22 protein-coding genes are annotated in these 23,969 nt (G+C 68.4%); 15 read left to right on the top strand and 7 right to left on the bottom strand.

All coding sequences use genetic code 11. The annotated features are described in order from the left end of the window. Window positions 1-2 precede the first annotated feature (2 nt). Together ACTWQA_RS36765 and ACTWQA_RS36760 are read right to left on the bottom strand one after the other, a co-directional pair. On the bottom strand, window positions 3-989 hold the full coding sequence (locus ACTWQA_RS36765) for a pectinesterase family protein (protein WP_443163572.1): 987 nt from the start codon (window positions 987-989) through the stop codon (window positions 3-5). 53 nt (window positions 990-1,042) lie between these two features. Then, window positions 1,043-2,272 carry a pectate lyase family protein gene (locus tag ACTWQA_RS36760; RefSeq protein WP_443163571.1) on the bottom strand — a complete coding sequence of 410 codons (1,230 nt, stop codon included), beginning with the start codon at window positions 2,270-2,272 and terminating at the stop codon, window positions 1,043-1,045. Window positions 2,273-2,494: 222 nt separating this feature from the next. On the opposite strand from ACTWQA_RS36760, the gene ACTWQA_RS36755 reads away from it, so the two are divergent. The 7 genes from ACTWQA_RS36755 to ACTWQA_RS36725 all read left to right on the top strand — a co-directional run bounded on the left by ACTWQA_RS36755 (window position 2,495) and on the right by ACTWQA_RS36725 (window position 9,940). Continuing rightward, window positions 2,495-3,778 carry an ABC transporter substrate-binding protein gene (locus ACTWQA_RS36755; RefSeq protein WP_443163570.1) on the top strand — a complete coding sequence of 428 codons (1,284 nt, stop codon included), beginning with the start codon at window positions 2,495-2,497 and terminating at the stop codon, window positions 3,776-3,778. Beyond that, the gene (locus ACTWQA_RS36750) at window positions 3,775-4,701 is read left to right on the top strand and encodes a carbohydrate ABC transporter permease (RefSeq protein ID WP_443163569.1); all 927 of its coding nucleotides are present in this window, start codon (window positions 3,775-3,777) and stop codon (window positions 4,699-4,701) included. The genes ACTWQA_RS36755 and ACTWQA_RS36750 overlap by 4 nt, the downstream gene beginning before the upstream one ends. Continuing rightward, window positions 4,691-5,554, top strand: coding sequence for a carbohydrate ABC transporter permease (locus ACTWQA_RS36745; protein ID WP_443163568.1), 864 nt, complete (start codon window positions 4,691-4,693; stop codon window positions 5,552-5,554). Before ACTWQA_RS36750 ends, ACTWQA_RS36745 begins: the two co-directional genes overlap by 11 nt. Continuing rightward, window positions 5,555-6,916 carry a Gfo/Idh/MocA family protein gene (locus ACTWQA_RS36740; RefSeq protein WP_443163567.1) on the top strand — a complete coding sequence of 454 codons (1,362 nt, stop codon included), beginning with the start codon at window positions 5,555-5,557 and terminating at the stop codon, window positions 6,914-6,916. A gap of 53 nt (window positions 6,917-6,969) precedes the next feature. Continuing rightward, on the top strand, window positions 6,970-7,809 hold the full coding sequence (locus ACTWQA_RS36735; protein ID WP_443163566.1) for a PmoA family protein: 840 nt from the start codon (window positions 6,970-6,972) through the stop codon (window positions 7,807-7,809). Then, window positions 7,806-9,020, top strand: a complete 1,215-nt coding sequence (locus ACTWQA_RS36730; RefSeq protein ID WP_443163565.1) for an ROK family transcriptional regulator — start codon at window positions 7,806-7,808, stop codon at window positions 9,018-9,020. Before ACTWQA_RS36735 ends, ACTWQA_RS36730 begins: the two co-directional genes overlap by 4 nt. Before the next feature lie 329 nt (window positions 9,021-9,349). Next, complete coding sequence (locus tag ACTWQA_RS36725; protein ID WP_443163564.1) at window positions 9,350-9,940, top strand: helix-turn-helix domain-containing protein; 591 nt, start codon at window positions 9,350-9,352, stop codon at window positions 9,938-9,940. A gap of 350 nt (window positions 9,941-10,290) precedes the next feature. Here the strand turns inward: ACTWQA_RS36725 and ACTWQA_RS36720 are convergent, their stop codons facing one another. Beyond that, entirely contained in the window at window positions 10,291-11,436 is a 1,146-nt protein-coding gene (locus ACTWQA_RS36720) for a DUF418 domain-containing protein (RefSeq protein ID WP_443163563.1), read from the bottom strand. Window positions 11,437-11,660: 224 nt separating this feature from the next. Between ACTWQA_RS36720 and ACTWQA_RS36715 the strand changes: the two genes are divergently transcribed. The 5 genes from ACTWQA_RS36715 (at window position 11,661) to ACTWQA_RS36695 (ending at window position 16,911) form a co-directional block, all read left to right on the top strand. Then, entirely contained in the window at window positions 11,661-14,378 is a 2,718-nt protein-coding gene (locus tag ACTWQA_RS36715; protein WP_443163562.1) for a LuxR C-terminal-related transcriptional regulator, read from the top strand. A 122-nt stretch (window positions 14,379-14,500) separates the two neighbouring features. After that, entirely contained in the window at window positions 14,501-15,190 is a 690-nt protein-coding gene (locus ACTWQA_RS36710) for a hypothetical protein (RefSeq protein ID WP_443163561.1), read from the top strand. Window positions 15,191-15,270: 80 nt separating this feature from the next. Then, a complete protein-coding gene (locus ACTWQA_RS36705) occupies window positions 15,271-15,927 on the top strand; it encodes a DUF2306 domain-containing protein (protein ID WP_443163560.1) in 657 nt (218 codons plus the stop codon). Beyond that, entirely contained in the window at window positions 15,924-16,163 is a 240-nt protein-coding gene (locus ACTWQA_RS36700) for a hypothetical protein (protein ID WP_443163559.1), read from the top strand. Before ACTWQA_RS36705 ends, ACTWQA_RS36700 begins: the two co-directional genes overlap by 4 nt. 118 nt (window positions 16,164-16,281) lie before the next feature. Beyond that, window positions 16,282-16,911 (top strand): hypothetical protein, encoded by a 630-nt coding sequence (locus ACTWQA_RS36695; protein WP_443163558.1) that lies wholly within the window; start codon window positions 16,282-16,284, stop codon window positions 16,909-16,911. A 174-nt stretch (window positions 16,912-17,085) separates the two neighbouring features. On the opposite strand, the gene ACTWQA_RS36690 is transcribed toward ACTWQA_RS36695, so the two are convergent. From ACTWQA_RS36690 to ACTWQA_RS36680, 3 genes are all read right to left on the bottom strand, one after another. Beyond that, window positions 17,086-17,217, bottom strand: a complete 132-nt coding sequence (locus ACTWQA_RS36690; RefSeq protein ID WP_443163557.1) for a hypothetical protein — start codon at window positions 17,215-17,217, stop codon at window positions 17,086-17,088. Window positions 17,218-17,284: 67 nt separating this feature from the next. After that, a complete protein-coding gene (locus ACTWQA_RS36685) occupies window positions 17,285-17,743 on the bottom strand; it encodes an ATP-binding protein (protein ID WP_443163556.1) in 459 nt (152 codons plus the stop codon). Next, complete coding sequence (locus ACTWQA_RS36680; protein WP_443163555.1) at window positions 17,709-19,970, bottom strand: SpoIIE family protein phosphatase; 2,262 nt, start codon at window positions 19,968-19,970, stop codon at window positions 17,709-17,711. Before ACTWQA_RS36680 ends, ACTWQA_RS36685 begins: the two co-directional genes overlap by 35 nt. A gap of 283 nt (window positions 19,971-20,253) precedes the next feature. Here ACTWQA_RS36680 and ACTWQA_RS36675 point away from each other — a divergent pair, with 283 nt between their 5' ends. Then, window positions 20,254-20,382: a hypothetical protein gene (locus ACTWQA_RS36675; protein WP_443163554.1), complete on the top strand. Its 129-nt coding sequence runs from the start codon at window positions 20,254-20,256 to the stop codon at window positions 20,380-20,382. A 98-nt stretch (window positions 20,383-20,480) separates the two neighbouring features. Here ACTWQA_RS36675 and ACTWQA_RS36670 read toward each other — a convergent pair whose 3' ends face one another. After that, window positions 20,481-21,473, bottom strand: a complete 993-nt coding sequence (locus tag ACTWQA_RS36670) for a sugar-binding transcriptional regulator (RefSeq protein WP_443163553.1) — start codon at window positions 21,471-21,473, stop codon at window positions 20,481-20,483. A 273-nt stretch (window positions 21,474-21,746) separates the two neighbouring features. Here ACTWQA_RS36670 and ACTWQA_RS36665 point away from each other — a divergent pair, with 273 nt between their 5' ends. Beyond that, entirely contained in the window at window positions 21,747-22,628 is an 882-nt protein-coding gene (locus ACTWQA_RS36665) for a nucleoside hydrolase (protein ID WP_443163552.1), read from the top strand. 32 nt (window positions 22,629-22,660) lie between these two features. Further along, window positions 22,661-23,956 (top strand): ABC transporter substrate-binding protein, encoded by a 1,296-nt coding sequence (locus ACTWQA_RS36660; protein WP_443163551.1) that lies wholly within the window; start codon window positions 22,661-22,663, stop codon window positions 23,954-23,956. Window positions 23,957-23,969 lie beyond the last annotated feature (13 nt).

Genomic DNA, 23,969 nt, shown 5'->3' with positions numbered 1-23,969 from the left:
GATCAGAGGTCAGAGGGGTTCCAGCCGTCCGAGCCGGCGAGGTACTTCTGTAGGGTGTAGTTCTCCGCGTCGGCGTCGGCCAGTTGAGGACGGTTGCCGTTGACGGCAGCCCCGGGTCCGGTGTTGCGGTACTCGAAGAACCGGGCGGCGGTCCAGGAGTTCGCGGACATGTTGATCCACGGTTGTGCGGTGGCGATGGTGGATGACAGCCACGATTCCCGGTACAGCACCTGCGCATCCGGGCGCCACGGCCGGCCGAGCTGGGTGACGTTGTCGGCGGCGCCGGTGATGGTCGACCGGTAGAACAAGAAGCCGTAGGTGCTCCCCGCCGGAGTGCTCGCCGCGGTGATCGGACCGCCGGTGAGCCGCTTCTGGTAGATGTCGCAGCGGTCGAAGACGGCGCTGGCTTCGCCGAAGATGAAGTCGACGGTGCCTTCCACGTAGCAGTTCCTGAAGTAGGCGCGGCCGGCACGGGCGTAGAGGGTGTCCTGGTCGCCGAGCACACGGATGTCGCGATAGACGGCACGGTCCGCCCGGGTGTACAGCGCCACCGCCTGCCCGCCGCTGGTGGCAGTGCTCTCGTCGAAGTCATTGGCGATGGTCAGGTTGCGGGCGGTGAAGTCGTGGCCGTAGACGAACATGGTCGAGCTGCCCGTTGTGCCGTACGCTCCGGCGTGGCGGTTGTTCACGATGACGGTGCTCTCGGGCGAGCGGCCAAGCCCGCGCAGCGTGATGTACGGCTTGTTCGACGGCACCGTGACGATCTCCCGATAGGTGCCGGGCGCGACGGTGATGGTGACCTGGCTGGTGTTGCCGCTCGCCACGGCGTCGATGGCGGCCTGGACGGTGGTGTACGTCCCGCTCCCGTCGGCGGCCACCGTCGCCTGAGGCGTGGCAGTGGCGGGCGACACCACGCCCGCCTGCAGCACTAACGCAGTGGCGGTAAGGATGATCCAGCGACATGCCTTGCTGAGGTTCTGTGTTCTCATGATGTCCTCGTCATCTGTTCGAGACCGGTCGTGGCAATGCCCTTGACGCCTGGTCAAAGGCCGATGGTGGGCTGCGGACCGGAGGACTCGGCCAGCAACGTGGGAAGGGCGGTGGCGGGGTCGAGGGTGTAGGAATAGAAGCTCGCCGGGTCGAAGGCGGCCCCCTGCTCCTTGATGAGACCGTCGCGCCAGGAGCTCGTGCCGGTGACGACGTTGCCCCGCTGGACCAGCTCGCCGGCGGGATCGACGAAGTACGGGTCGGCCACGTTGTGGAAGAGGCTGTGCTCGATCACGCCCTTGGTCTCGCCACGCGCCCAGTTGCCGTACGACCTGATGTCCTGCAGGTAGTTGCTGTACATGTGCATGTTGAGCAGGTTGCCGCCGCTGGGATTGCGCTGGTTGGTGCGGGCGAACCAGTTGTGGTGGAGAGTCATCCGCGTGATGAGGTTGGCCGTCCAGCCGATGCCGAGGGTCTTGTTGTTGTCCAGGAATTGGTTCCACGACACCGTGATGTCGGTGGCGTCCTTGCGGCTGTCGAGCAGGCCGTCGTTCATCCGGGCGAGCCGGTTGTGGTCGATCCAGACCTTCGTCGCGGAATCGATCTGGATGGCGTCGTAGTCGAAGTCCTTGTCATCCGGGTCGTCCTCGGGCATGAGGGTGTCGCGGATCGTCAGGTTCCGGATGATCACGTTGCTCGTGGTCGCGCCGAGGAAGAAGCCGCCGCCGACGATCTCGCCTGCCGTACCGACCCCGATGATGGTCTTGTTGGAGGCCACCTTGAGCTCGGTCCCCTTCGGACTGATCTCGATCGGGCCGGCGACCTTGATGATGTACGGCTCGGCGGCCGTGACGTAGGTGTTCAGCTCTTCCTGGGTGGTCACGGTGACGACCTGGCCGCCCTGGCCTCCCGTGGTGCCCGCGGCGAAGCCATCCGCCCGGCCGGACCAGTGGCGGGACCCGCCCACCGGGCGGAAGGTCCAGAGCCGGTCGGCGATCTGGTACTTGCCGTCGCCCGCGTAGGTCAGGGTGACCTCGGCGGAGCTGCGGTTGGCGCCGTTGACCAGGTGGACCTGACCGCCCGCCGCGGCCTCCAGGCGGAGCTCGGCGGTGCGGCCGCGGCAGGGCTGCTCCCGGAGCTTGATGTCCAGGCACTGGCCGGTCTCGGCGTTGACGATGTGGTAGCCGCCGCCCACGTGGCCTGAGGCGGCTGAGGCCGGGGTCGCGGTGGCGGCGAGCAAGGTCAGGGTGGCAGCCGCCAGGGCGGCATGACGCGCAGTGGTCACAGGGGGGTCGCTTTCCTGAGGGAGATCCGGCCGTGGCGGTCTCCGCAGTCGCCACGGCTGGGAGTCTGGGGCGAGGTGCCCTCACTGTAAGAAGGCCGCAGAATTAGCGTCAATGGCTTTCCTTAATATTTCTTTCACGGATTGACGCAATCGGAAACCCGGCCGTAGCCTCCTGGCAACCCCCCGTGCGAAGGGCAACGAGTCATGATTTCCAGAAGAGACATGCTGCGCACTGCCGGACTGACCGGACTCGGTCTGGCCGTGGCCGCCTGTGGACGTGGTTTCGGCGGCGGCGGCAGCGAGTCCGCCTCCGGCAAGATCGAGCTGAACATGGTCTGGTGGGGCGACGCCGACCGCGCGACCAAGACCCAGGCCGCGCTTGACCTGTTCATGAAGCAGAACCCGACCATCAAGATCAAGACCGAGTACCAGGACAGCGGCCCCTACAAGGACAAGCTGGCCACGCGTTTCGCCGCCGGCAACCCGCCGGACCTGATGATGATGCGGATGGACTCCCTGCGGGAGTATGCCGACCGCAAGGCGCTGCTCAACCTCGACGACCACGCGGGCGCCGTCGACATGGCCAACCTCAGCCAGGCCGCCAAGGACCTCACCAAGGTCGGCGACGCCACCTACGGCATCCCCTCGGGCCTGAACACCATCGGCTTCGTCGTCAACAAGACGATCATCGACCAGTACGGCGTGGCCATCCCCGACGGCAACACCTGGACCTGGGAGGACCTGGCCAAATTCGCCAAGGAGATCACCGACAAGAGCGGCAAGAAGGTCTACGGCACCCTCGTCGACCCCGCCACCATGGCCAACGTCATCGTCTACGTCGCCCAGCAGGGCGAGGACTTCTTCACCGCCGACGGCAAGTTCGGCGTGAGCGAGGCCACGCTGACCAAGTGGTTCCAGATGTTCGAGGACATGCGCAAGGAGGGCGGCTTCCCGCCCGCCGGATTCGTGGAGACCACCGGCTCCTCCCCTGAGCAGTCCTACATCGCCAAGGGGTCGGTCGCCTCGCAGATCATCCCGACCAACAACTTCCTGCGCTACAACCAGGTGTCCGGCGGCAACCTGCAGCTGCTGCGCATCCCCGGAGAGGCCGACGCCAAGCACCGCGGTATGAACATCGGCACCCCGGCCCTGTGGTCGGTCGCCGCGGCCTCCAAGCACCCCCAGGAGGCGCTGAAGCTGCTCAACTTCCTCATCAACGACGTCGAGGGCGGCAAGGCGATGAAGACCACCCGAGGTGTCCCGGCCAGCAGCACCGTCGCCGACGCGATCAAGCCTTCGCTGGACAAGGACGACCAGGTGGCCACCGACTACCTGATCGGGCTGCAGAAGGAGAAGCTCCTGGCGGTCCCGCCGTACCCGGTGGGCGCCAGCGCCATCCAGGACGCCCTGACCGCGGTCGCGCCGGAGGTCGAGCACGGCCGCGTGACCCCGGCGGAGGCCGCCAAGAAGATCATCGACGAAGCGGCGAAAGCCCTGTCGCAGTGACCGTCACGCAAGTCAAGGACCCGGCCGTACCCCTGGTCACCGCGGCGCCAAGGAAGCCGCGCCAGGACCGGTCGGGCTACCTGTTCATCCTGCCCTGGTTCCTCGGGATGGCCTTCACGATCGTCCCGTTCTTCGCCTCGTTGTATCTGTCGTTCACCGACTACAACTTGCTGAACGTGCCGAACTGGATCGGCCTGGACAACTTCGCCAAGATGTTCTCCGACGCCACCTGGTGGCAGTCGGTCAAGGTCACGTTCGTCTACACCTTCGTCTCGGTGCCGCTCTCGCTGGCCGCCGCACTGGGCGTCGCCATGCTGCTCAATCGCGGCGTGCGCGGCCTGCCGGTCTACAGGGCGATCTTCTACCTGCCCTCGCTGCTGGGCGGCAGCGTCGCGCTGGTGCTGCTGTGGCGTTACATCTTCGGCCTCAACGGCATCGTCAACGCCTTCCTCGGCTTCTTCGGCATCGAGAAGATCGCCTGGACCTCCGACCCCGACTTCACCCTCACGACGCTGATCATCCTGCACATCTGGACGTTCGGCTCGCCGATGGTGATCTTCCTGGCCGGGCTGCGGCAGATCCCGGCAATGTACTACGAGGCCGCCGCCATCGACGGGGCGAACAAGTGGATGCAGTTCCGCAAGATCACGCTGCCGCTGCTCAGCCCGATCATCTTCTTCAACCTCATCCAGTCGCTGATCTCGTCCTTCCAGACCTTCACGCAGGGCTACGTCTTCGGCGGCGGCAAGGGCGGGCCGGCCAACTCGACCTTGTTCTACAACCTCTACCTGTACAAGCAGGGGTTCGAGCAGTTCCACATGGGATACGCCTCGGCCATGGCCTGGATGCTGCTGATCATCATCGCGGCGTTCACCGGCCTCAACTTCCTCCTGGCCAAGCGGTGGGTGCACTATGACAACTGACGAGAGCTACCTCGAGCGCTTCGGCGACACCCGTGCCAAGCGCTTCGGCAAGCACCTGCTGCTCTGCCTGGCCGGTGGAGTCATGCTCTACCCGCTGGCATGGCTGGTGGCCAGCTCACTCAAGCCCAACTACCTGATCTTCAAGGATCTGTCGTTGTGGCCCGCCGAGTGGGACCTGTCCAACTACACCCAGGGCTGGACGGCCCTCGAGTACCCCTTCGACCTCTACCTGGTCAACTCCCTTGTGATCGCGGCGCTGACCATCCTCGGCAACCTGATCTCGTGCTCGCTGGCCGCCTACGCCTTCGCCCGGCTCAACTTCCGCGGGCGCAAGCTGTTCTTCGCGCTGACGCTCGGCACCATGATGCTCCCCGGCCACGTGCTGCTGGTCCCGCAGTACATCCTGTTCAACAAAATGGGGTGGCTGGACACCTTCTACCCGCTGATCGTGCCGAACTTCCTGGCCACCAGTGCCTTCTACATCTTCCTGATGGTGCAGTTCATCCGCTCCCTGCCCAAGGAGCTGGACGAGGCGGCCCGCATCGACGGCGCGGGCACGTTCCGGATCTTCTGGAGCGTCATCCTGCCGCTGTGCAAGCCCGCCTTCGCCACCACGGCGATCTTCACCTTCATCGCGTCCTGGAACGAGTTCTTCAGCCCGCTGCTCTACCTGACCGAGCAGGAGCTCTACACCGTGCCGCTGGCGGTGCGCCAGTTCATCGACTCCGAGGGCCAGTCCCAGTGGGGGCAGATGTTCGCCATGTCGTTCGTCTCCCTCGCCCCGGTCATCGGGTTCTTCATCGCCGGCCAGAAGTACCTGGTCAAGGGCATCGCCACCACGGGATTGAAGTAGATGCAACGCTATTGCTTCGTCGGGACCGGCTCGCGCGCCCAGATGTACCTGGCCGCCCTGCTCGGCCCCTACGCCGACCTCGGCCGTCCGGTGGCCTTCTGTGACACCAACGAGGTGCGCATGGCCTACTACGACCGGATCGTCGGCGCCCCTCTGCCGCACTACCTCCCCGACGCCTACGACGAGATGCTCGAACAGAGCGACGTCGTCTTCGTCACCTCCCGCGACGACACGCACGCCGGCTACGTGAGCCGTGCGCTGCTGGCGGGGGTGGACGTGGTGGTGGAGAAGCCCATGACCATCGACCTGGCCGGGGTGCGGCAGATCCACGACGCGCTCCAGGCCGGTACGTCGGAGCTGACGGTCACCTTCAACTACCGCTACTCCCCGCGCAACGCGCTCATGCGGCAGCTCATCGCCGACGGGGAGATCGGCGAGGTCACCTCCGTCACCTTCGAATGGTGCCTGGACACCGTGCACGGCGCCGACTACTTCCGCCGCTGGCACCGCGACAAGGCCGCCTCCGGCGGGCTGCTGGTGCACAAGGCCACCCACCACTTCGACCTGGTCAACTGGTGGCTGGGCGACCGTCCCGAGGTGGTCTTCGCCCGCGGCGGGCTGCGCTTCTACGGCCCCGACAACGCCCGCCGCCGCGGCCTGGGCACCCGGCCCGCGCGCGGCCTCATCGACGGCGACCCGTTCTCCCTGGACCTGGCCTCGGACGAGAAGCTCCGCGAGCTCTACCGGGACGGCGAGCACCTGGACGGCTACATCCGCGACCGCGACGTCTTCTCCGACGGCATCACCATCGAGGACAACCTCAACCTGGTGGTCGGCTATCGGGGCGGCGCGTCGATGTCCTACACCCTGCACGCGCACTGCCCGTGGGAGGGCTACCGCGTCGCGATCAACGGTACGGCGGGGCGCATCGAACTCGACGTGGTCGAGCGGACCCACGTCTCACCCGCGGGCGCCTCCTCGACGATCGGCGCGGCCACCGCCGCCTCGAAGGTGGCCGTCGCCTTGGCCGAGCCGGCCGAAGTCCTGGACCCGAGCGCTCTGTCGGAGAGCGAAAGTGCCGTCGCTGACGCGGGACACCGGCAACGTGGCTCGCGTCTGCTGCTGCAGCGCCACTGGGAGCCCGCGGTCGAGGTGCCCATCCCCGAAGGCGTGGGCGGCCACGGCGGCGGCGACGCCATGCTCCTGCACGACGTCTTCCGCGGTCCTTCCGGAGACCGGCTGAGCAGGCACGCCGGGTTCGCCGACGGCGCCGCGAGTGTGCTGGTCGGCGTGGCGGGCAACGAGTCGCTGCGCACCGGCAAGGCCGTTCGTCTGGATGAGCTGGGATTGCCATTGCCATGACGCCCGCCCTGCTCGTGGCGGCACCGCCCGGGGACTACGCTCATAATCCCCGAATGCGAGAGGGCGGCGAGATGGCCACGGAAGTGCTACGGCTGGATGGACGAGAGGTGGCCTCCTATGTCTGGCAGCCGAAGGCGCCCGCTTCCAGTTCACCGCGCCCCTTCCTGCATCCCGTGCGCACCCTGGCCGGCCGTACCGTGACCGACGCCATGCCCGACTCCCACCCGCACCAGTTCGGGATCGGCGTGACCTTCCCCGACCTCGACGGAGTCAACTTCTGGGGCGGGCGCACCTTCGTGACCGGTCACGGGCCGGCCTGGCTCGACAATCACGGCAGCCAGCGGCACGAACGCTGGCTGAGCCGCAGCGAGACCTCGCTCTCGCACGCCCTGCGCTGGCTGGGGCCCGACGACGGGCTGCTGCTGCACGAGCGGCGGACGATCACCTGCACGCCGGTCGACGGGACCGTCTGGTCGCTGGCCGTACGGACCCAGCTGACCAACCGCGCCGAGCGGGCCCTGGTGATGCGGAGTCCGGCGGCCAAGGGCCGGGTCGGCGCGGGCTACGGCGGCTTCTTCTGGCGCGGGCCGAACGTCACCGGCGCCGCCGTGTTCAGCGCCGCGGGCGAAGGCGTAGAGCCCGCGCACGGCCGGAGCGCCGCCTGGGTCGCCGTCGCCGCCCCGGAGTGGACCCTGGTCTTCCGGCCCGGCGACGAGGGCACCGCCCAGGACCCCTGGTTCGTCCGGGCCCGCGACTACCTCGGCGTCGGCTCCTGCGTGGCCTGGGCGGAGCCGCTGGTGCTGGAGCCGGACGAGACGATCTCCCGCACCGTGGTCGTCCTGGTGGCCGACGGCCGCCTCACGGCCGAAGACGCGGCCCGGCTGGCGACATGACCGCCGCCTTCCGGCCCAGCGCGCCGCGCTCGCCCGAGGGCGCCGTCCGGCAGGAGAACCTGCGCGACCTCAACCTCGAGGTGGTCTTCCAGCGCATCCTCACCGCGGGCGGTCCCATCTCCCGCACGGAGCTCGCCACCGCCACCGGGCTGACCCGGCCCACCATCACCCGCATCGCCGAGGAACTGCTGGCCGGACAGCTCATCACCGAGAAAGGCGTCACCCACAGCGGCCGGGCGGGCCGCCCGCGCGTCGGCCTCACGCTGTCGGACCGCGGTCCCGCCGGGCTCGGCCTGGACATCCGCGTCGACGGCCTGGCCGCGTGCGTCGTGGACCTGACCGGCACCGTGCGCCACCTGACCTTCGTCCCGGCCCGCTACGCCGGCCGGGACGCCGCCGCCGTCCTGACCGAGCTGGCGCGCATGGCCCGCGAGGCCGTCGACGCCGTCACCGCCAAGGACCTGACCGTGGTCACGACCACCTTGGCCGTGCCCGGGCCGGTCGACGGCGGCATCGTTCGCTCGGCCCCTGCGCTCGGCTGGCGCGACGTGCCCGCCGGAACGTTCCTCGGCGACCTGGGCCTGACCACCGCCGTCGAAAACGAGGCCAACCTGGCCGCCCTCGGCGAGCTGTACGCCGGCGACAACACCCTCGACAGCTTCGTCTACGTCTCCGGCGGCCTCGGCATCGGCGCCGGGATCGTGCTGGGCGGCCACCTCATGCGCGGCGCCCGCGGCTGGAGCGGCGAGTTCGGCCACGTCACCGTCCACCCCGACGGCGCTGCCTGCCCGTGCGGGGCTCGCGGCTGCCTGCAGGCCTACGCCAGCACCGCTGCCATCGTCGGCGACGACCCCGTTCCGGAATCCGTCAATCCCGACAACGCTGTCACCGAGCGCGCCGAGGCAGGCTCTCCCTCCACGCTCGCCGCCCTGGAGCGGGCCGGCACCGCGCTCGGCATCGCCCTGTCGAGCGCACTGAACATCCTCGACATCGACACCGTGCTGCTGGGCGGCAGCTTCTCGCTGATGTCGTCCTGGCTCACCGCCACCGCCAAGGCCGAGATCGACCGGCGCGTGCTCACCGCCGCCTGGGCTCCCGTCACCGTCCGCCCCGCCCTGCTCGGCCCCGACGCCGCCGTGATCGGCGCGGCGCTCACCTCCATCGACCAGATCCGCCGGCAGCCCACCGTCTGGCTCGCCCGCCACGCCTGAACCTCCGGCAGAAGCCGTCTACCACGCCCTGCCCACCGACGGCCGCGACGCCGACACCCGGGTGGCCGGCGCTCTGGAGGGGTTGAGTGCTCACCGTGAGCGTCCTTTCTGACTGTGGCCAGTGCTGACGGTGTTCGGCGCCTGGCAGGCGTCGCACGGCTGCGAGTCTGCGTCGCCCCCGGAGACGGACGCACGAAAAATTGCCGGACCGGCAAGAGGCGCCCCGAGGGAATGCGAGCGCAGACGTGGACGCTTGACGCCATGGCTGGACGTGGAGCCGCGTCCGGCGCTTTGCGTTCCTCGTTGCCGAACCAGCAAGGATGGCCACTGTGGACGACGATCTCGACGCCGCGCTGACGGCCCTGGGTCCGAGGCTTCGGCGGATGCGCCGCCATCGCGGCCTGACCCTGGCCGACCTGGCCGCGGAAACCGGCATTTCGGAGAGCACCCTGTCGCGCCTGGAGAGCGGCGGGCGGCGGCCGAACCTCGAACTCCTCCTCCCGCTGGCCAGGGCCCACGGCATGCCGCTGGAGGAGCTCATCGGGGCACCGCAGACCGGCGACCCACGCGTCCACCTGCGGCCGATCCAGCGCGACGGCATGACCTACATCCGGTTGACCCACAAGGCGGGCGGCACCCAGGCGTACAAGCTGATCATTCCCGGGGCGACGGGCCCTGCGGAGCCCGATCCGCAGCGTCATGAAGGCTATGAGTGGGTCTACGTGCTCAGCGGCCGGCTACGGCTCGTGCTCGGTGACCAGGAGCTCATCCTGGCGCCTGGTGAGGTGGCCGAGTTCGATACGCATGTCCCGCACTGGATGGGGAACGCCGGGGCCACGCCGGTCGAGCTGCTCATCCTGTTCGGGCCCCAGGGGGAACGCGCTCACGTACGTGCCCGGCCACGTCCGAACCGCGGCTGACGCGCGAGTGCCTCAGCGGCGGGCAAGGTGTCCGCCTGCCGCTGCCGTCTGGGTGGCAGGGTCGGCCGCTCAGATCGCGGTGAAGCCGCCGTCCGCCGCGACCGCGGCGCCCGTGATGAAGGCCGCCCTCAGCCGCACACGCTGATCAGTAGGCCATGTCGACGGTGTGGCGGTGGGCGCCCCGAGTCGGCCAGGACACGCGGAGCGCGGCGTAGCACGCTCGATTGCGGTGCGTGCGTTCTGTGACGTCTCGCCGCTGTATAGACGTCTTCCTTCCCCCTCCACCAGCTGCCGACGGCCCCACACGAGGCGCTGCATCGTGAAGAGGGCAAACGTGGCCTGACGCGGCACTAGGTCCAGTTGGTGATGCGGCGCAGGACGTGCTCCACGGGCCCGTAACGGTGGTTCCGCAGCCAGAGCGCGCTAAGCCACAGCAGAACCGTGTAGATCACGAGGGCCACGCCCATCACGGCGATCGGCGACAGCTTGCCCGCCAGCGCCAGGCCGTACCCGGTGAAGACGAGGCACGCCAGCACGGATTGCCCCACGTAGTTGGACGCCGCCACCCGCCCCGCAGGCGCCAGCGCGCGGCCTGCGGCGGGGAAGCGCCTGATCACCCGAAGCAGGGTCGCCACGTAGGCGGCGGCCAGCAGGATCGAGGTGAGGGTGTTCACCGAAACACCCGCCACCTCCCCCGGGCCCGAGGCACCGGACGTCCAGGCGAACAGGATTCCGCCCGGAATGCCGACTCCGAATCCCACCCACTGAATTCGGGGCAGCAGCCGCGACCACCGCTCGCATTCCTCCAGCAGCCTGGACTTGCCCGCCGCCAGCCCGAACAGGAACATGGCCAGTGCCGTCGGCCCCTGGAAGAGCCAGATCATCGTCACGAGCGGCGGATAGAGTTCCAGTTGCAGGGACAGGAAGTCGAGCGGCCCGCCGGTGGCCAGCTCCAGCGCCCTCGCCGCCACGGCGGGATCCGCCGCCGGCTGTCCCGCGGTGGGGTCCAGCGTGGTCAGCCACGCCAGCGCCGACCACAGTAGGGTCAGCACGCCGATGATGGTCGATCCGATGACGACGGCGGTCTTGGGCCTGAGGTTGCGCAGCGAGAGCAGGATCAGGCCCAGCACGGCGTACAGGGTGAGAATGTCGCCGACCCACAGCAGGATCCCGTGGAGCAGGCCGATCACGAATAGGCCCAGGCACCTACGCAGGGTCCTGCCCTTCACGCTCGCCCCTGTCCGCTCCGCCGAGCGCATCTGCAGCGTGAACGAGTAGCCGAACAGGAAAGAGAAGATGATGTAGAACTTCGTCAGGACGAAGGCGGTGATGGCCATGGCCACCGGCCCCTCCGGCATGGGCATGTTGCCCGCCATGGCGTAGCCGGGGTCGGCGAAGAAGCCGATGTTCGCGACGAGGATGCCCGCCAGCGCGAACCCGCGCAGCACGTCGACCTCGTGGACACGGCTGGCGGGCGGTGTGCGGAGTTCCGTCATGTACCGAAGCTACGAACGACGTGCACGCCCCCGCATCGAACCTTGGTCTCGAAAGAGGCCGACCAAAGCAGGACATTCCTCTGGCGCAAGGGCGGTGCCTGTCACCCCCGCGCGGGCGGAGCTACTTCGTGGACCGAGCCCGGTTCGACATCGGCGATCCATGCCAGGTCTGCAATGGGCTTTCATAGCAAGCAGGAAGCACCGAACTGAGGGATAGTCGGGAGATGCCTACGACGGTGCTGGCCACCAAGGTGTTTGCGCCGGCAAGACGCCCTCAACTGGTTGCTCGGCCGCGGCTGATCGACCGGCTGGACGCTGCGCTGGATCCCGGCCGGAGGCTGACACTCATCTCGGCGCCCGCCGGCTTCGGCAAGACGACGTTGGTCACCGACTGGATCGAGCACACCACGCGACGTCAGCTCGCGGCGCGGGTCGCCTGGCTGTCGCTGGACGACGGCGACAACGACCTTCCGCGGCTGCTGACCCACCTCGTGGCCGCGTTGCAGGGACTGGAGGAGGACCTCGGCTACGAGGCGCTCGGCCTCCTTCACGGCACGCTCGCGCTCCCGGTTGAGGCGTCCCTGACCGCACTGATCAACGACGTGGCGCAGACCGCCGGGCAGATCGTGCTCGTGCTCGACGACTACCACGTGATCGACGCCCGGCCGGTGCACGAGGCGATGACGTTCCTGCTCGACCACCTGCCCCCGCAGCTGCACCTGGTGGTCGCGAGCCGCTCGGATCCGCCGCTACCACTGTCCCGCCTGCGGACCCGCGACGAGTTGGTCGAGCTGCGCACCGCTGACCTGCGCTTCACACCGGACGAGGCGATGAGCTTCCTCAACCAGGTCATGGGCCTCGGCCTCTCCACCTCGGACGTCGACGCACTCGAGACTCGCACCGAAGGTTGGATCGCCGGACTCCAGCTGGTCGCCCTCTCGCTGCGCGGCCATGTCGACGTCTCCGGATTCATCGGAGCGTTCACCGGCAGCCACCGCTTCGTCCTGGACTACCTCGTCGACGAGGTGCTGCAGCACCAGCCCTCGCACGTCCGCGCGTTCTTGCTGCACACCGCAGTCCTCGACCGCCTCGCCGCGCCGCTGTGCGACGCCGTCACCGTACGGACCGACAGTGTCGCGATGCTGGAGAACCTCGATCGCGGCAACCTCTTCGTCGTCGCCCTCGACGATCAACGGGAGTGGTCCCGCTACCACCACCTGTTCGCCGACATGCTCCGCGCGCGCCTGCGCAGCGAGGAACCCGAACTGATCCCGGTGCTGCACAGGCGCGCGAGCGACTGGTACGAGCGCCATGATCTCGCCGAGGACGCCGTCCGGCACGCCCTGGCTGCCCGGGACTTCGATCACGCGGCCCACCTGATGGAACTGGCCCTGCCCGCGCTGCGCCGCAACCGGCAGGACGCGATGCTCCTCGGCTGGCTCGCCGCACTCCCCGACGACGTGGTCCGGCGCAGCGCCGTACTCAGCGTCTTCTACGGCTGGAGGCTGATGGTCTCGGGTGACCTCGACGCGGTCGAAGACCGCCTGGACGACGCCGAACGGGCACTCGCCGCCGGCAGCACCCCGGACACCGGCAACGAGGAGCTCCGCACCCTCCCGATGACCCTGGCCATATACCGTGCCTCGCTCGCGCAAGCCCGCGGCGACGCGGCAGGTACGGCGCTGCACGCGCAGCGAGCGCTCGAGATGGCCGGGCCGGGCGCCCACCTCTCCCGTGGCGCCGCCGCGGGGTTCCTCGGGCTCGCAGCTTGGGCGAACGGCGAGATCGAGCCAGGGCTGCGGACGTTCTCCGAGGCTGTGCGGAGCCTGCGCGCTGCCGGGAATCTTGCCGACGCGTTGAGCGGCACGATCGTCCTTGCGGACATGTGGCTCGCGGCTGGACGACCTGAACGGGCACGCGGGCTTTACGAGGCTGCGTTGCGAGAGGCCACTGCCCACGGCGATACCCACGGCACAGCCCTGCCGCTCCCGACCGCGGACCTACATGTCGGTCTGAGCGAGCTCGACCGCGAGCTGGGCAACCTCGCAGGCGCGACCCGACACCTCGAGACCGCCAAGGCGCTCGGGGAGCGGGCCGAGATGACGGAGAACCGGCACCGGTGGTTCCTGGCGATGGCGCGGATCCGGGAAGCGGACGGCGACCCAGACGGAGCCATCTCCCTGCTGGACCAGGCTGAGCGGCTCTACGTGCGCGGCTTCTTCCCCGACGTACGGCCGATCGCGGCGATGAGGGCGCGCATCCGGATCATCCAGGGCAAGCTCTCGGAGGCCGCCGACTGGGCCCGCGAACGCGGCCTGCCCGCCATGGATGACCTCAGCTATCTCCGCGAGTTCGACCACCTCACTGTGGTGCGGCTGCTGATCGCACAGCACCGCAGCCACCCGGACGCCGGTACCATCCGCGAGGCGGTCGGCTTGTTGGGCCGGCTGCACGAGGCCGCCACACAGTCCGCACGATCAGGGAGTGTCCTCGAGATCGCCATGCTGCAAGCGCTCGCACACCATGCCCAGGGCGACCTGGCCCGCGCGCTCGACGCGCTGGAGCGAGCCCTGGGCCAGACACCCGAGGCGGGGGGCTACGGCCGGCTCCTCCTCGATGAGGGTGAGCCCATGGTCTCGCTGCTGCACGCCGCCGACGAACGCGGCCGGCTCGGCGACCATGCTCGTCGCATGCTCCGTGCCCGCACCCCCAGCGAAAACGGCTCGGACCAGGTGACACCACCGTCGGCAGGGGGGTTGAGCGAGCGCGAGCTGCAGGTGCTCAGACTGCTCAACAGCACCCTCAGCGGGCCGGAGATCGCCCGCGAGCTATTCATCTCGCTCAACACCTTTCGCAGCCACACCAAGCACATCTTCACCAAGCTCGACGTCAACAGCCGCCCGGCGGCTGTGAGCCGCGCCCGGGAGCGTGGCCTGCTCTAGCCCTGCCGCCGCTCTCACCACGTCAATCACATCGTGTGGGGATGCCCGGTCACCACCTTGCTTCCTAGATTCCGAGTCATCCGCGGCACCTGGCCACGGCGACTCGAAGCGAGGGAAGCGTCATGTCCGTTACCACCACCAGACTCACCTGTGCGGCCGGCCTGGCGGCCGTGGTGGCAGGGCTGCTGTTCATCCTCATCCAGCTGATCCATCCCCACGAGGACGTCGCAACGGTCACAACGACCGCCTGGACCGTTACCGCGATCCTGACCATGGCGATGTCCGTCCTGTTGCTGGTCGGGCTCACCGGGCTGTACCTCCGCCAGGTGACGGAGACCGGCGTGCTGGGCCTGGTCGGGTTCCTGCTGTTCGGAGCCTGTTTCGTGCTCACGATTGCGGTCACCTTCGTCGAGGTGTTCGTCCTGCCGCCGCTCGCGGATCAGGCGCCCCAGTATGTCGGTGACTTCCTCGCGACCTTCACCGGTGCTGCCGTCACCGGCGGCGTCGGGCCCCTGCCGGTGGCCAATCTGGTGTCGGCAGTCGGCTACCTGCTCGGCGGTCTGCTGTTCGGTGTCGCGCTCTTCCGGGCCCGCATCCTCGCGCGGTGGGCTGCCCTGCTGCTCGCAGTCGGAGCTGTGGCCACACTCCTGGTGCCTCTTCTCCCGCACGCACTCGACCGGCTGCTCGCATTCCCCGTCGGACTGGCCCTGGCCGGCCTCGGGTACTCGCTCTGGCTCGAGCAGCGCGGCACCTCCCATGAGTCCGTGCAAAGCGGCCCCAGAGCGCGGCTCGACGCGGCCGGTGTCGAGTGACGTCCCGAACCGGGTCCTTCGCGGTAAACCGACCCGAGCATGGTCCAACCTCTGGCAAGAAGGCAGCTCCGGCCCAGTCTTTGCGGCCGGTCCGGCGCCGCGCGTGGACCTGGCGGATACCCGCCGCGCTGGTCGCGCTCAGCCTGGTCCCGGTTCTGGTCGGCTCGGCCCGACTCGTCGAACTGTCGGGCGGCCCGCATCTGCTGCCTTCCCGCGTCAACGACCCCTCACCCGTGCCGCTGGTCGCGCACATCGTCAGCGTCATCGTGTACGCCGTTCTCGGCGCCTTCCAGTTCGCCGCCGGGCTCCGCCGCCGCAGAGTCGGCTGGCATCGGGCCTCCGGACGCCTTCTCGTCCTCGCCGGCATGGTCGTTGCGCTGTCCGCGCTGTGGTTGACGCTGTTCTATCCCCGCGCCGAAGGCGGTGACCTGCTCTTCGCGTTCCGGCTGCTGGCCGGATCGGGCATGGCCACGAGCCTCGTCCTCGGCGTCCTCGCCATCAAGCGGCGCGACGTCGCCCGGCACCGCGCGTGGACGACCCGCGCCTACGCCCTCGCCCTGGGCGCCGGCACCCAGGTGTTCACTCTCGGCATCGGGGAGGCGATCCTCGGGGCGAGTGACCTCAGCGAGGCCCTTCTGCAGGGCGCGGGCTGGACGATCAACCTTGCCGTCGCCGAGTGGTTCATCCGTCGGCAGCCGGCCCGCCGGTCCGCAGATCCGGTCGTGAAGTCCCGATGAGCGACCAGGGCAGCAGAGGACAGGCGCCCGCCCGCTACGAGCTCCGGATCGACGGGCACCTCGACGACCACTGGACCGCGTGGTTCGACGATCTGACCCTCACCCACGAGAACGACGGGACGACCACCCTGTGCGGTCTCGTACCCGACCAAGCGGCACTCCACGGCCTGCTCGCCAAGGTACGCGACCTTGGCGCCACGTTGATCTCGGTAGAGGTCATCGACGCACCTGACTGAGTCCTCGTTCCACCATCCCCTCGTTCCACCATCCCCTCGTTCCACCATCCCCTCGTTCCACCAGCCCCTTGGCCTCCGGCCGGGAGCCGTCAACCAATCGAAACCGTTGGAGAAAGCCATGTCCCATCCCGTCCCTACGACGCTCTATCGCATCGCCGCAGCCGCTGGCTGCGGAAGCGCCGTCGTCCTGCTCATCAATGCCGCCAAGCGCGCGGAGGTCATCCCGACCTCTGCCTTCACCCAACTGGTCGCCCCGCTCGCTCAGATCCTGGCGCTGGCCCTTGTCACCGCCCTCTACCTGGCCTTCGGTCGCCGCGCCGGCACCTTCGGCCTGGTCGCCTTCCTGCTGAACGCATTCGCCCTGTCCGCGCTGGTCGGCGTGGAGTTCGTCATCAATCTCGTCTTCAACGACCTCCCGGACCACACGATTGGTGCGCTCCGCGACGGCACGCTCGGCATCGCGCTGACCGCGGCATCCATCCTGTTCCTCTTGGGAACCCTTGCCTTCGTCGCGGCCATGCTCCGGTCCCGCGAGGTCCCCACCACACCGCTGGTCCTGTACGCCGTCGGCGCCGTACCCGTGTCGCTGCGAGCCTTCGTGCCCGAGGCGGCGCTGGACTTCGGACTCGTTACCCTGGCCGTGGGAATCGGCTGGCTCGCGATCTGGCTGTTCGCCCGCTCCAGCCGCATCGTCACGTGGGCACACCACGCGGTCGCCGACGAACCGCTGGCCGGGGCGAACCACTGATGTGTATTCGCCGCGCCCGCCAAAGCCAACGCAGCTCCGAGCGCTGCTGTAACCTGTCTGGTCGGTATCCCTTCGCATAGCGCTTGCCTGCTTACGTTCGGTGAAGCAACACTGGGAACTGCCAATCCCTCTGGGTTCGGAAGTGAGGCCGGCACTCCGTCGAGCCACCAGGTGTTAGGCGCTCACCACGGCGTCGGCCGCCCACACCAGTGGCTCACTGCTCGACGGCTGCCAGGTGACCGCCAGGCTTTTGGGCACGATGGTCGCCTTGCGGAGTCCGGTGAGGATGTGCGGTTGCGGTAGCACGGGCCCAGCAGTCGCAGACTGTGCCGCTCCGAACCGGCTGGCTGCAGGTCGTTGTGTTCGCACCTGATCACGGGTCGTCCGGGAAGAGGAAGGCCGGTGACGGCTCCCTCTGCCCGTGCTCATCACCCGTCAGAAGCTGCTCGGCCCAGATGACCTTGCCGCGGCGCGTGTAGCGGGTGCCCCAGCACTCGGTGAGCTGCGCGACCAGGAACAACCCGCGTCCCCCTTCGTCGGTGTCGGCCGCGCGACGCGGGCGCGGAGATGTCTCGCTTGCGTCGGACACCTCGCAGATCAGCCTTCGGTCCAGGATCAGCCGCGCCTGGATGGGTTCGGTGCCGTAGCGGATGGCATTGGTCACCAGCTCACTGAAGATCAGTTCGGTGTTGAAGGTCAGCTCCTCCAAGTTCCAGGCGGCGAGCTGCTTGGTGACCTCGGTGCGTATGCGGGCCACCACAGCGGGATCGGCAGGCAGGTCCCAGCAGGCGACGTGCTCAGGCTTCAGCGCCCGGGTCCGGGCGACCAGCACGGTGACGTCGTCTGTTGGGCCATCGGGCGGCACGGCCCAGGGCGAGCCGCAGCTGTTCCAGCCCGGCGTGGGTGCCGATCTCTCGATCGCCGGTCAGCAGGCCCTTGGTGTACAGAACGAGCCTGCTGCCCTCGGGGAGCTTCACCTCGGCTGTCTCGAAGGGTGGGCCCCCGAGCCCGAGCGGCTGTCCCGTGGGCACGTCGAGGAACTCCACCACGCCGTCGGGATAGACGACCGCAGGCGCCGGATGGCCTGCGCTGGCTATGGCACAATGCTGGGATGTCGGGTCGTAGACCGTATACACGCATGTCGTCCCGGTGACACCGTCTCCGGCGCTCGCAGCGGCGATATCCCCGATGTCCCGCAGCAGGTGGCTCTCCTGGCTTCCGGCCTGGTCGGCCTCCTCGCGGCTGAGGCGGCGGACCAGATCGTCGAGATGCCCCAGAATCTCTGCGGGCGGCATGTCGAGGGCGGCGAAGTTGCCTACGGCGGTACGCAGTCGTCCCATGGTGGCCGCGCCACGCAGGCCGCGACCGGCGACATCGCCTACCACCAAGGCGACACGGGCACCCGAGAGGCCGATGACGTCGAACCAGCCGAAGCCAGCCGCCGCCTGCGCCGGTATGTAGCGGTGGGCCACCTCGATCGCGGTCTGCTCGGGAAGACTGCGGGGCAGCATGCTGCGCTGCAAAGCCGCCGCCATGGCTCGTTCCCGCGTGAAACGCCGGGCGTTGTCCACGCAGATCGCCGCGCGGCCGACCAGTTCCTCCGCCAGCGAGACGTCGTCTTCCTCGAAGGGCTCAGACTGGCCGGAGCGCATGAAGGTCGCCAGGCCCAGGACACTGTCGTGGGCGAGCAGCGGGACGGCGATGACCGAACAGATCCCGCGCCCGGATGTCCGCGGCGTGGCATCGGAGGCCGGTGTCTGTCCCTCGGTGCGTGGATCCAGCCGCAGCACGGCTTCTTTCCGGAGGAGGGAGTCGGCCTGCGGGCAGGATGGGACATAGTGGATCGGCTCCCCCACGGCGACGGGGGACAGTTCCTCCCGCATACCGCGGACCGCGACGCGGCGCAGGCCCATGACCGGATCGGTGGTCTCCTCCCCACGCAGGACGCACTCGTCAAGATCGACTGTGACGGAGTCGGCGAACTGCGTAGCCATCACCTCGGCGAGTTCCTCGGCCGTTCGTACCACATCGAGGGTTTTGCCGATGCTCATCGCGGCCTCGTACAGCAGTCTGATGCGCCTGCGGGCGGAGGCGGCGAGCTTGCCGACTGTCGGCTCACCGAACAGGAACAGCCACGGATCGGCCGGCGCCTGTGACTTCATCGACGTCTCACACACGGGCGTCGACTCGGGATCCTCACCGCCGTCGAGTCCCACCCCACTGCCCGCCATCGCCTTCGCAGCCAGCGGGGCGGCCGGGCCCAAGAGCGCGGGGCTATTCCCCAAATCCGGGATCGCGGAGACCGGAACGCCGGCGAGAGGCTCCCATGGGCCGCCCTGGATCCTGACCTGCGCCACGACACCGACCGCACCGGCGGGCTCCGTCGCCGGCACAGCCCGCAGGATAGCCACCCGCCCGCCGGAGAGCATGATCTCGATGGCCGCCCGCTGCCCCAACGCGATCATCTCAACGGCCTTCTCCTCCAGAACAAGGCGGTCTACGCGCGGCAGATCGTGCAGGAACAGACCCGTTCTCTCGTCCGGCAACCGGCAGGGCAGGTCTCCGGCTCGCAGGAACGCCTCCAACAGGGCCCGCTCGCGTTCGCTGCTGTGCTCCAAGAACCGCCGTTCGATGGCCTCGGCCACTTGCCGGACGAGGACGCTCATCGCCAGATCCTCGCGCTCGTTGGAGCAAACTATGGTGACGGCGCCGCAGGCGTGACCGGTGAGCGGGTCCAGGATCGGAACACCGGTGGCGGTGAAGGGCTGCACGCAGGGGGCGGGATGCTCGAAAGCCGAGACGCGAAACAACCGTTTCTCGCGCAGTGCGGTGCCGATGCCGTTGGTTCCGAGAACGGCTTCTGAGTATCCCGCGCCGGGAACGGCATGCGTCTTGTCGAACAATCTCCTCATCCCAGGGTCGCTGAGGTAGCGAAGCAGCATCCTCGCTTGGTCGTCGGCGAGGAGCAGAGCCGCGTCCGCGTCCGCGACGATGGGTTGCGCTCGTTCGAGGACCGGCCGAGCCATCCGGATCAGGAAGGTGTCCGAGTCGAGTTCCACCGGGTCGGCGATGCCAAGCTTCTCCCGGGCCCCCGCCGCCTTGCATCGCCGCCAAGACCTCAAGATGGCAGGACGCACGGATAGGTCGACCTGCTCTCCCTGCAGAAACCGCTCGAAAACCTCCTCGGCTGGTCCGCCGCCACCCCCGATTTGTGCCACTTGGGTTACCCCCGACGCATCAGCGGTCTATCTCCTTATCATAATCGACATTAGGGGACATAATGTGATAAATCGCCGCCAGGGAATGCGGGGCGCCGGCTGGGCCGACATCACCGCGGCGAGGATGTGTGGGCAGCCCGCGGAGGCGGGCGCGTCGATGGCCACCGCGGCGAGCCGGATCGAGATCTGGCTCGGAATCCTTACCCAGCAATTGATCCGCCGCGGCATGTCCTCCAGCGTCCACGTCCTGTGAAGACAGTGGAGCTGAGTTGGGCGCTCGAGTTCCGGTGATGACGAAGGTCGGTGAACGGGTCGAGCACGTCCGGATGCAAGGAGGGCCCGATGATCCTTTCATGCCTGCTGATTCTCGTCGAGCAGCGCGCGGGCCGTCGTGACGTCGGTGATGATGACGTTGACCCAGCCGCCGCTGATCGCCGCGCGGATGGCCGCGTGCTTGCGCTCGCCGCCGGCCATGCCGATCCTGCGCGGGATCGTCCGCAGAACCTCCGGGTCGATGCCGACGACCCGGCTGTTCAGGTCGCTGTGGATCAGCTCGCCGGCTGAGTCGAAGAAGCGCTGGCAGACGTCGCCGACCGCGTGCGCGGCGATGAGGTGATCCTGGTCGGCGGGGGCGATGGCGTTGCCGCTGTCGCGCAGCAGCGGCGAGGGCTGCACGCTGCCGATGCCGACCAGCGCCATCGTCAGGCCCTGCCACTCTTCGATCACAGGTTGCATGGCCGCGTCGCTGATCAGGCTCTGGCGGATCTCGGCGGTGCCGACCAGGCCAGGAGCCTGGACGTAGAGCGGCTCGGCGCCGACCAGCTCGGCGAGGTGGCCGAGCAGGCGGTTGGCCTTGGCCTGTACGGCGCCCTCGCCGACGCCGCCAAGAAGTTGCACCACGCGGTCGGCGCCGGCCACGCGAAGGGGATGCAGCCGCTCGGCCACCGACAGGAGGGTCTGGCTCCACGGCGAGATGCCGATCCGCTCGCCGCCGGCCAGGGTCGATTCGAGGTAGGCCGCGCCCGCGGAGCCGATGCCGGCGATGATGTCGGACTCGTCGCCCTCGACGTCGACGACGACCGCCTCCCGCAGCCCGTAGCGGCTCTCCAGGGCCTGCTCCAGCGTTAGGTGCACGCCCTGGGAGACGACGACCACCGTGCGCACAATGCCGATCTCGCCCGCCCGCTTCAGCAGCCTGGACACCTTCGTCTGCGAGATGTGCAGCGCGTCGGCGATGTCGGCTTGACGGATGCCCTGCTCGTGGTACATGTGTGCGACCTTGGTGATCAGTCGCACCCGGCCGTCGGAGGTGGACCGGCCGGCGCCGCCTGCGTGCACAGCCATCAGGATCCGTCCCCTTCGCCGTCGCGGAATCTCGTCGCCCCACATTGTCCATCCGGAAGGCCACTCCTCGGGCCCGCCGGACCTAGGTCCTCATGGCCCGCCTTGCCCCGTTGTGCGGGCGAGGCAGCCCTCGGTTGCGCGTTTCGACTGCACCAAGCAGTTCTCACCGTCGAGGGTTGCTCAACGTTATTGACAGGCATGCGCGGATCAGCCAATCTACGACCACGGGAAATTATGCACTATCGCATAATTATGCACCATCGGGAGACTGCGATGCGCCACCGCAAAGTGATCATCAACACGGACGCCAAAAACGAGGCCGACGACCAGTTCGCCATCGTGCACGGCCTCCTGTCACCCACCTTCGACGTGCGAGGACTGATCCCGGCCCACTTCGGCACCCGGCGCACGCACCGCAGCATGGAAGAGTCCCGTGAGGAAATCGACCTCCTGCTCGACCTGCTCAAGATGAGCGGCTCCGTCACCGTGGCGAACGGCGCCGCGACCGCCCTGCCGGACGAGCGGACCCCGGTGGACTCGCCCGGCGCCCGGCTGATCATCGAGGAGTCGAAGCTCGCGAGCGACGACGACCCGCTCTACGTGGCCTTCCTCGGCCCGCTCACCGACATGGCCACAGCGATCCTGCTGGACCCCGAGCTCGTCCGGCGTCCCGTGGTCGTGATCTGGATCGGCGGCCCCGGCTACCGCGGCTACGACGAGGGACCCGGGATCGAGTTCAACCTCTCCAATGACATCCACGCCGCCAACGTGGTGTTCGACTCCGGCATCACCGTGTGGCAGGTGCCCAGAGACGTCTACACCAAGGTCTCGGTGAGCTACGCCGAACTGGAGGAGAAGATCGGCGACGCCGGCCCGCTGGGCCGCTACCTCATCAAGCAGCTCCACGAGTGGAACGCCACCTACTGTCCCGAGCCGATCGAGTCCCGTTCCCTGGGCGACTCCCCGGCCATCGCGCTGATGCTCTTCCCGCGGAGCGGCAACCTGCGCGTGCGGCCCGCTCCCCGCTTCGGCGCCGACGGCTCCCACCTGCCCGGATCGAATCACCCGATCCGGGTCTGCGAGGAGGTCGACGTTCGGTTCCTGCTGGCGGACATGTTCGCCAAGATCCGGGCCTTTAGCGGAGAGCACCACTAAGCACTTGTCCTGCGTACCAAGGGAGATTCGACATGACTGGCAGCTCGTATACCCGTCGCAGGTTCCTCGCTCTGTCGTCCGTCGCGGCCACCGGGCTCGCCATCAGCGCCTGCACCGGTGCCTCGGTCGGCGGCAGCGCTACGACGGCTGCTCCGACGAACAAGCTGCGCCTGTTCACCTACGACGACGACACCACCATCGGCATGCTCAGGGCGCAGGTCAAGAAGTTCGACGAGCAGAACGGCACCACCACCACGGTCGACAACCTACCCGGCTCGGGTGCGGCCCAGTATCCCGACAAGTTGCGGACCGAGCTGCTGGGCGGCAGCGGTCCCGACCTCTGGCGGATCTGGGGCGGGCAGATCGGCGCGCCGTTCGCCAAGGCCAAGCAGGCCGCCGACCTCGCGCCGTACTACCAGAAGTTCGGCTGGGACTCCTCGATCAACACCGCGGCCATCGCGGGCATGACGTTCGACGGCGTCAAGGCGGGCGTGCCGTTCACGGCGCGCGGGGTGGGCGCCTGGTACAACATGGAGCTGCTGGCCAAGGCCGGGGTCGACGTCCCGCCCACCACGTACGCCGAGCTCGAGAAGATGAACGAGCGACTCGTCGCCGCCGGCATCACCCCGTGCGGGCTGGGCGGCAAGTACGGCTGGCACATCATGCGCCTGTTCGAGTATCTCCTGGAGCACACCGCGGGCCCGCAGCTCCACGACAAGCTGCTGCTGGGGCAGGAGAGCTGGGACCGGCCCGAGGTCGTCGAGGCGTTCACCCTGTTCAAGAAGTGGCAGGACAACAAGTGGCTGCCCGAGGGCGCTCTGGGCCTGGACCCCGCGGACGTCGGCAACTGGTACGTACAGGGCAAGGTCGCCTACGACCTCGAGGGTCAGTGGTCGGAGGTCTCGGCCATCCTGGCGGCGAAGAAGGATCCCGCGCAGTTCGGGAACTTCCAGTTGCCCACCGATCACACCCCGGTCCGGCACTCCGGGTTTGTCGAGGGCTACATGCTCAACGCCAGGTCGGGGAACAAGGACAAGGCCGCGGCGCTGCTGGACTTCCTGCTGAAGCCGGACAGCCAGAAGGCCATGCAGGTCACCTCGTCCACCGTGAAGGGGGCCGAGGCCGACCCCAAGGAGCTGCCGCTGTCGGCGGGATGGGACCAGAAGTACGGTTCGAGCCCCTTCTACACGATCCAGGACCAGGCCTTCCCCAAGCAGCAGTCGGACCAGTACTTCAGCGTGCAGAGCGACCTGCTGCAGGGCAAGGTGACGCCGGCCGCGGCGGCCAAGAAGATGCAGGAGATCGTCTCCGCATGGGTCCGTAATTGATCCGGGGCAGCTC

The organism is Nonomuraea sp. 10N515B (genome assembly GCF_052245915.1).
Lineage (GTDB): Bacteria > Actinomycetota > Actinomycetes > Streptosporangiales > Streptosporangiaceae > Nonomuraea.
This window is presented reverse-complemented; position numbering and strand designations above follow the sequence as displayed.

What these genes read in the sequence shown, in the direction of transcription:
- ACTWQA_RS36660 (WP_443163551.1), top strand. Translation starts at nt 22,661, where the DNA reads ATGACTGGCAGCTCGTATACCCGTCGCAGGTTCCTCGCTCTGTCGTCC.
- ACTWQA_RS36745 (WP_443163568.1), top strand. Translation starts at nt 4,691, where the DNA reads ATGACAACTGACGAGAGCTACCTCGAGCGCTTCGGCGACACCCGTGCC.
- ACTWQA_RS36670 (WP_443163553.1), bottom strand. Translation starts at nt 21,473, where the DNA reads ATGGCTGTGCACGCAGGCGGCGCCGGCCGGTCCACCTCCGACGGCCGG.
- ACTWQA_RS36675 (WP_443163554.1), top strand. Translation starts at nt 20,254, where the DNA reads ATGTGTGGGCAGCCCGCGGAGGCGGGCGCGTCGATGGCCACCGCGGCG.
- ACTWQA_RS36715 (WP_443163562.1), top strand. Translation starts at nt 11,661, where the DNA reads ATGCCTACGACGGTGCTGGCCACCAAGGTGTTTGCGCCGGCAAGACGC.
- ACTWQA_RS36665 (WP_443163552.1), top strand. Translation starts at nt 21,747, where the DNA reads ATGCGCCACCGCAAAGTGATCATCAACACGGACGCCAAAAACGAGGCC.
- ACTWQA_RS36755 (WP_443163570.1), top strand. Translation starts at nt 2,495, where the DNA reads ATGCTGCGCACTGCCGGACTGACCGGACTCGGTCTGGCCGTGGCCGCC.
- ACTWQA_RS36720 (WP_443163563.1), bottom strand. Translation starts at nt 11,436, where the DNA reads ATGACGGAACTCCGCACACCGCCCGCCAGCCGTGTCCACGAGGTCGAC.
- ACTWQA_RS36695 (WP_443163558.1), top strand. Translation starts at nt 16,282, where the DNA reads ATGTCCCATCCCGTCCCTACGACGCTCTATCGCATCGCCGCAGCCGCT.
- ACTWQA_RS36740 (WP_443163567.1), top strand. Translation starts at nt 5,555, where the DNA reads ATGCAACGCTATTGCTTCGTCGGGACCGGCTCGCGCGCCCAGATGTAC.
- ACTWQA_RS36730 (WP_443163565.1), top strand. Translation starts at nt 7,806, where the DNA reads ATGACCGCCGCCTTCCGGCCCAGCGCGCCGCGCTCGCCCGAGGGCGCC.
- ACTWQA_RS36710 (WP_443163561.1), top strand. Translation starts at nt 14,501, where the DNA reads ATGTCCGTTACCACCACCAGACTCACCTGTGCGGCCGGCCTGGCGGCC.
- ACTWQA_RS36735 (WP_443163566.1), top strand. Translation starts at nt 6,970, where the DNA reads ATGCGAGAGGGCGGCGAGATGGCCACGGAAGTGCTACGGCTGGATGGA.
- ACTWQA_RS36700 (WP_443163559.1), top strand. Translation starts at nt 15,924, where the DNA reads ATGAGCGACCAGGGCAGCAGAGGACAGGCGCCCGCCCGCTACGAGCTC.
- ACTWQA_RS36765 (WP_443163572.1), bottom strand. Translation starts at nt 989, where the DNA reads ATGAGAACACAGAACCTCAGCAAGGCATGTCGCTGGATCATCCTTACC.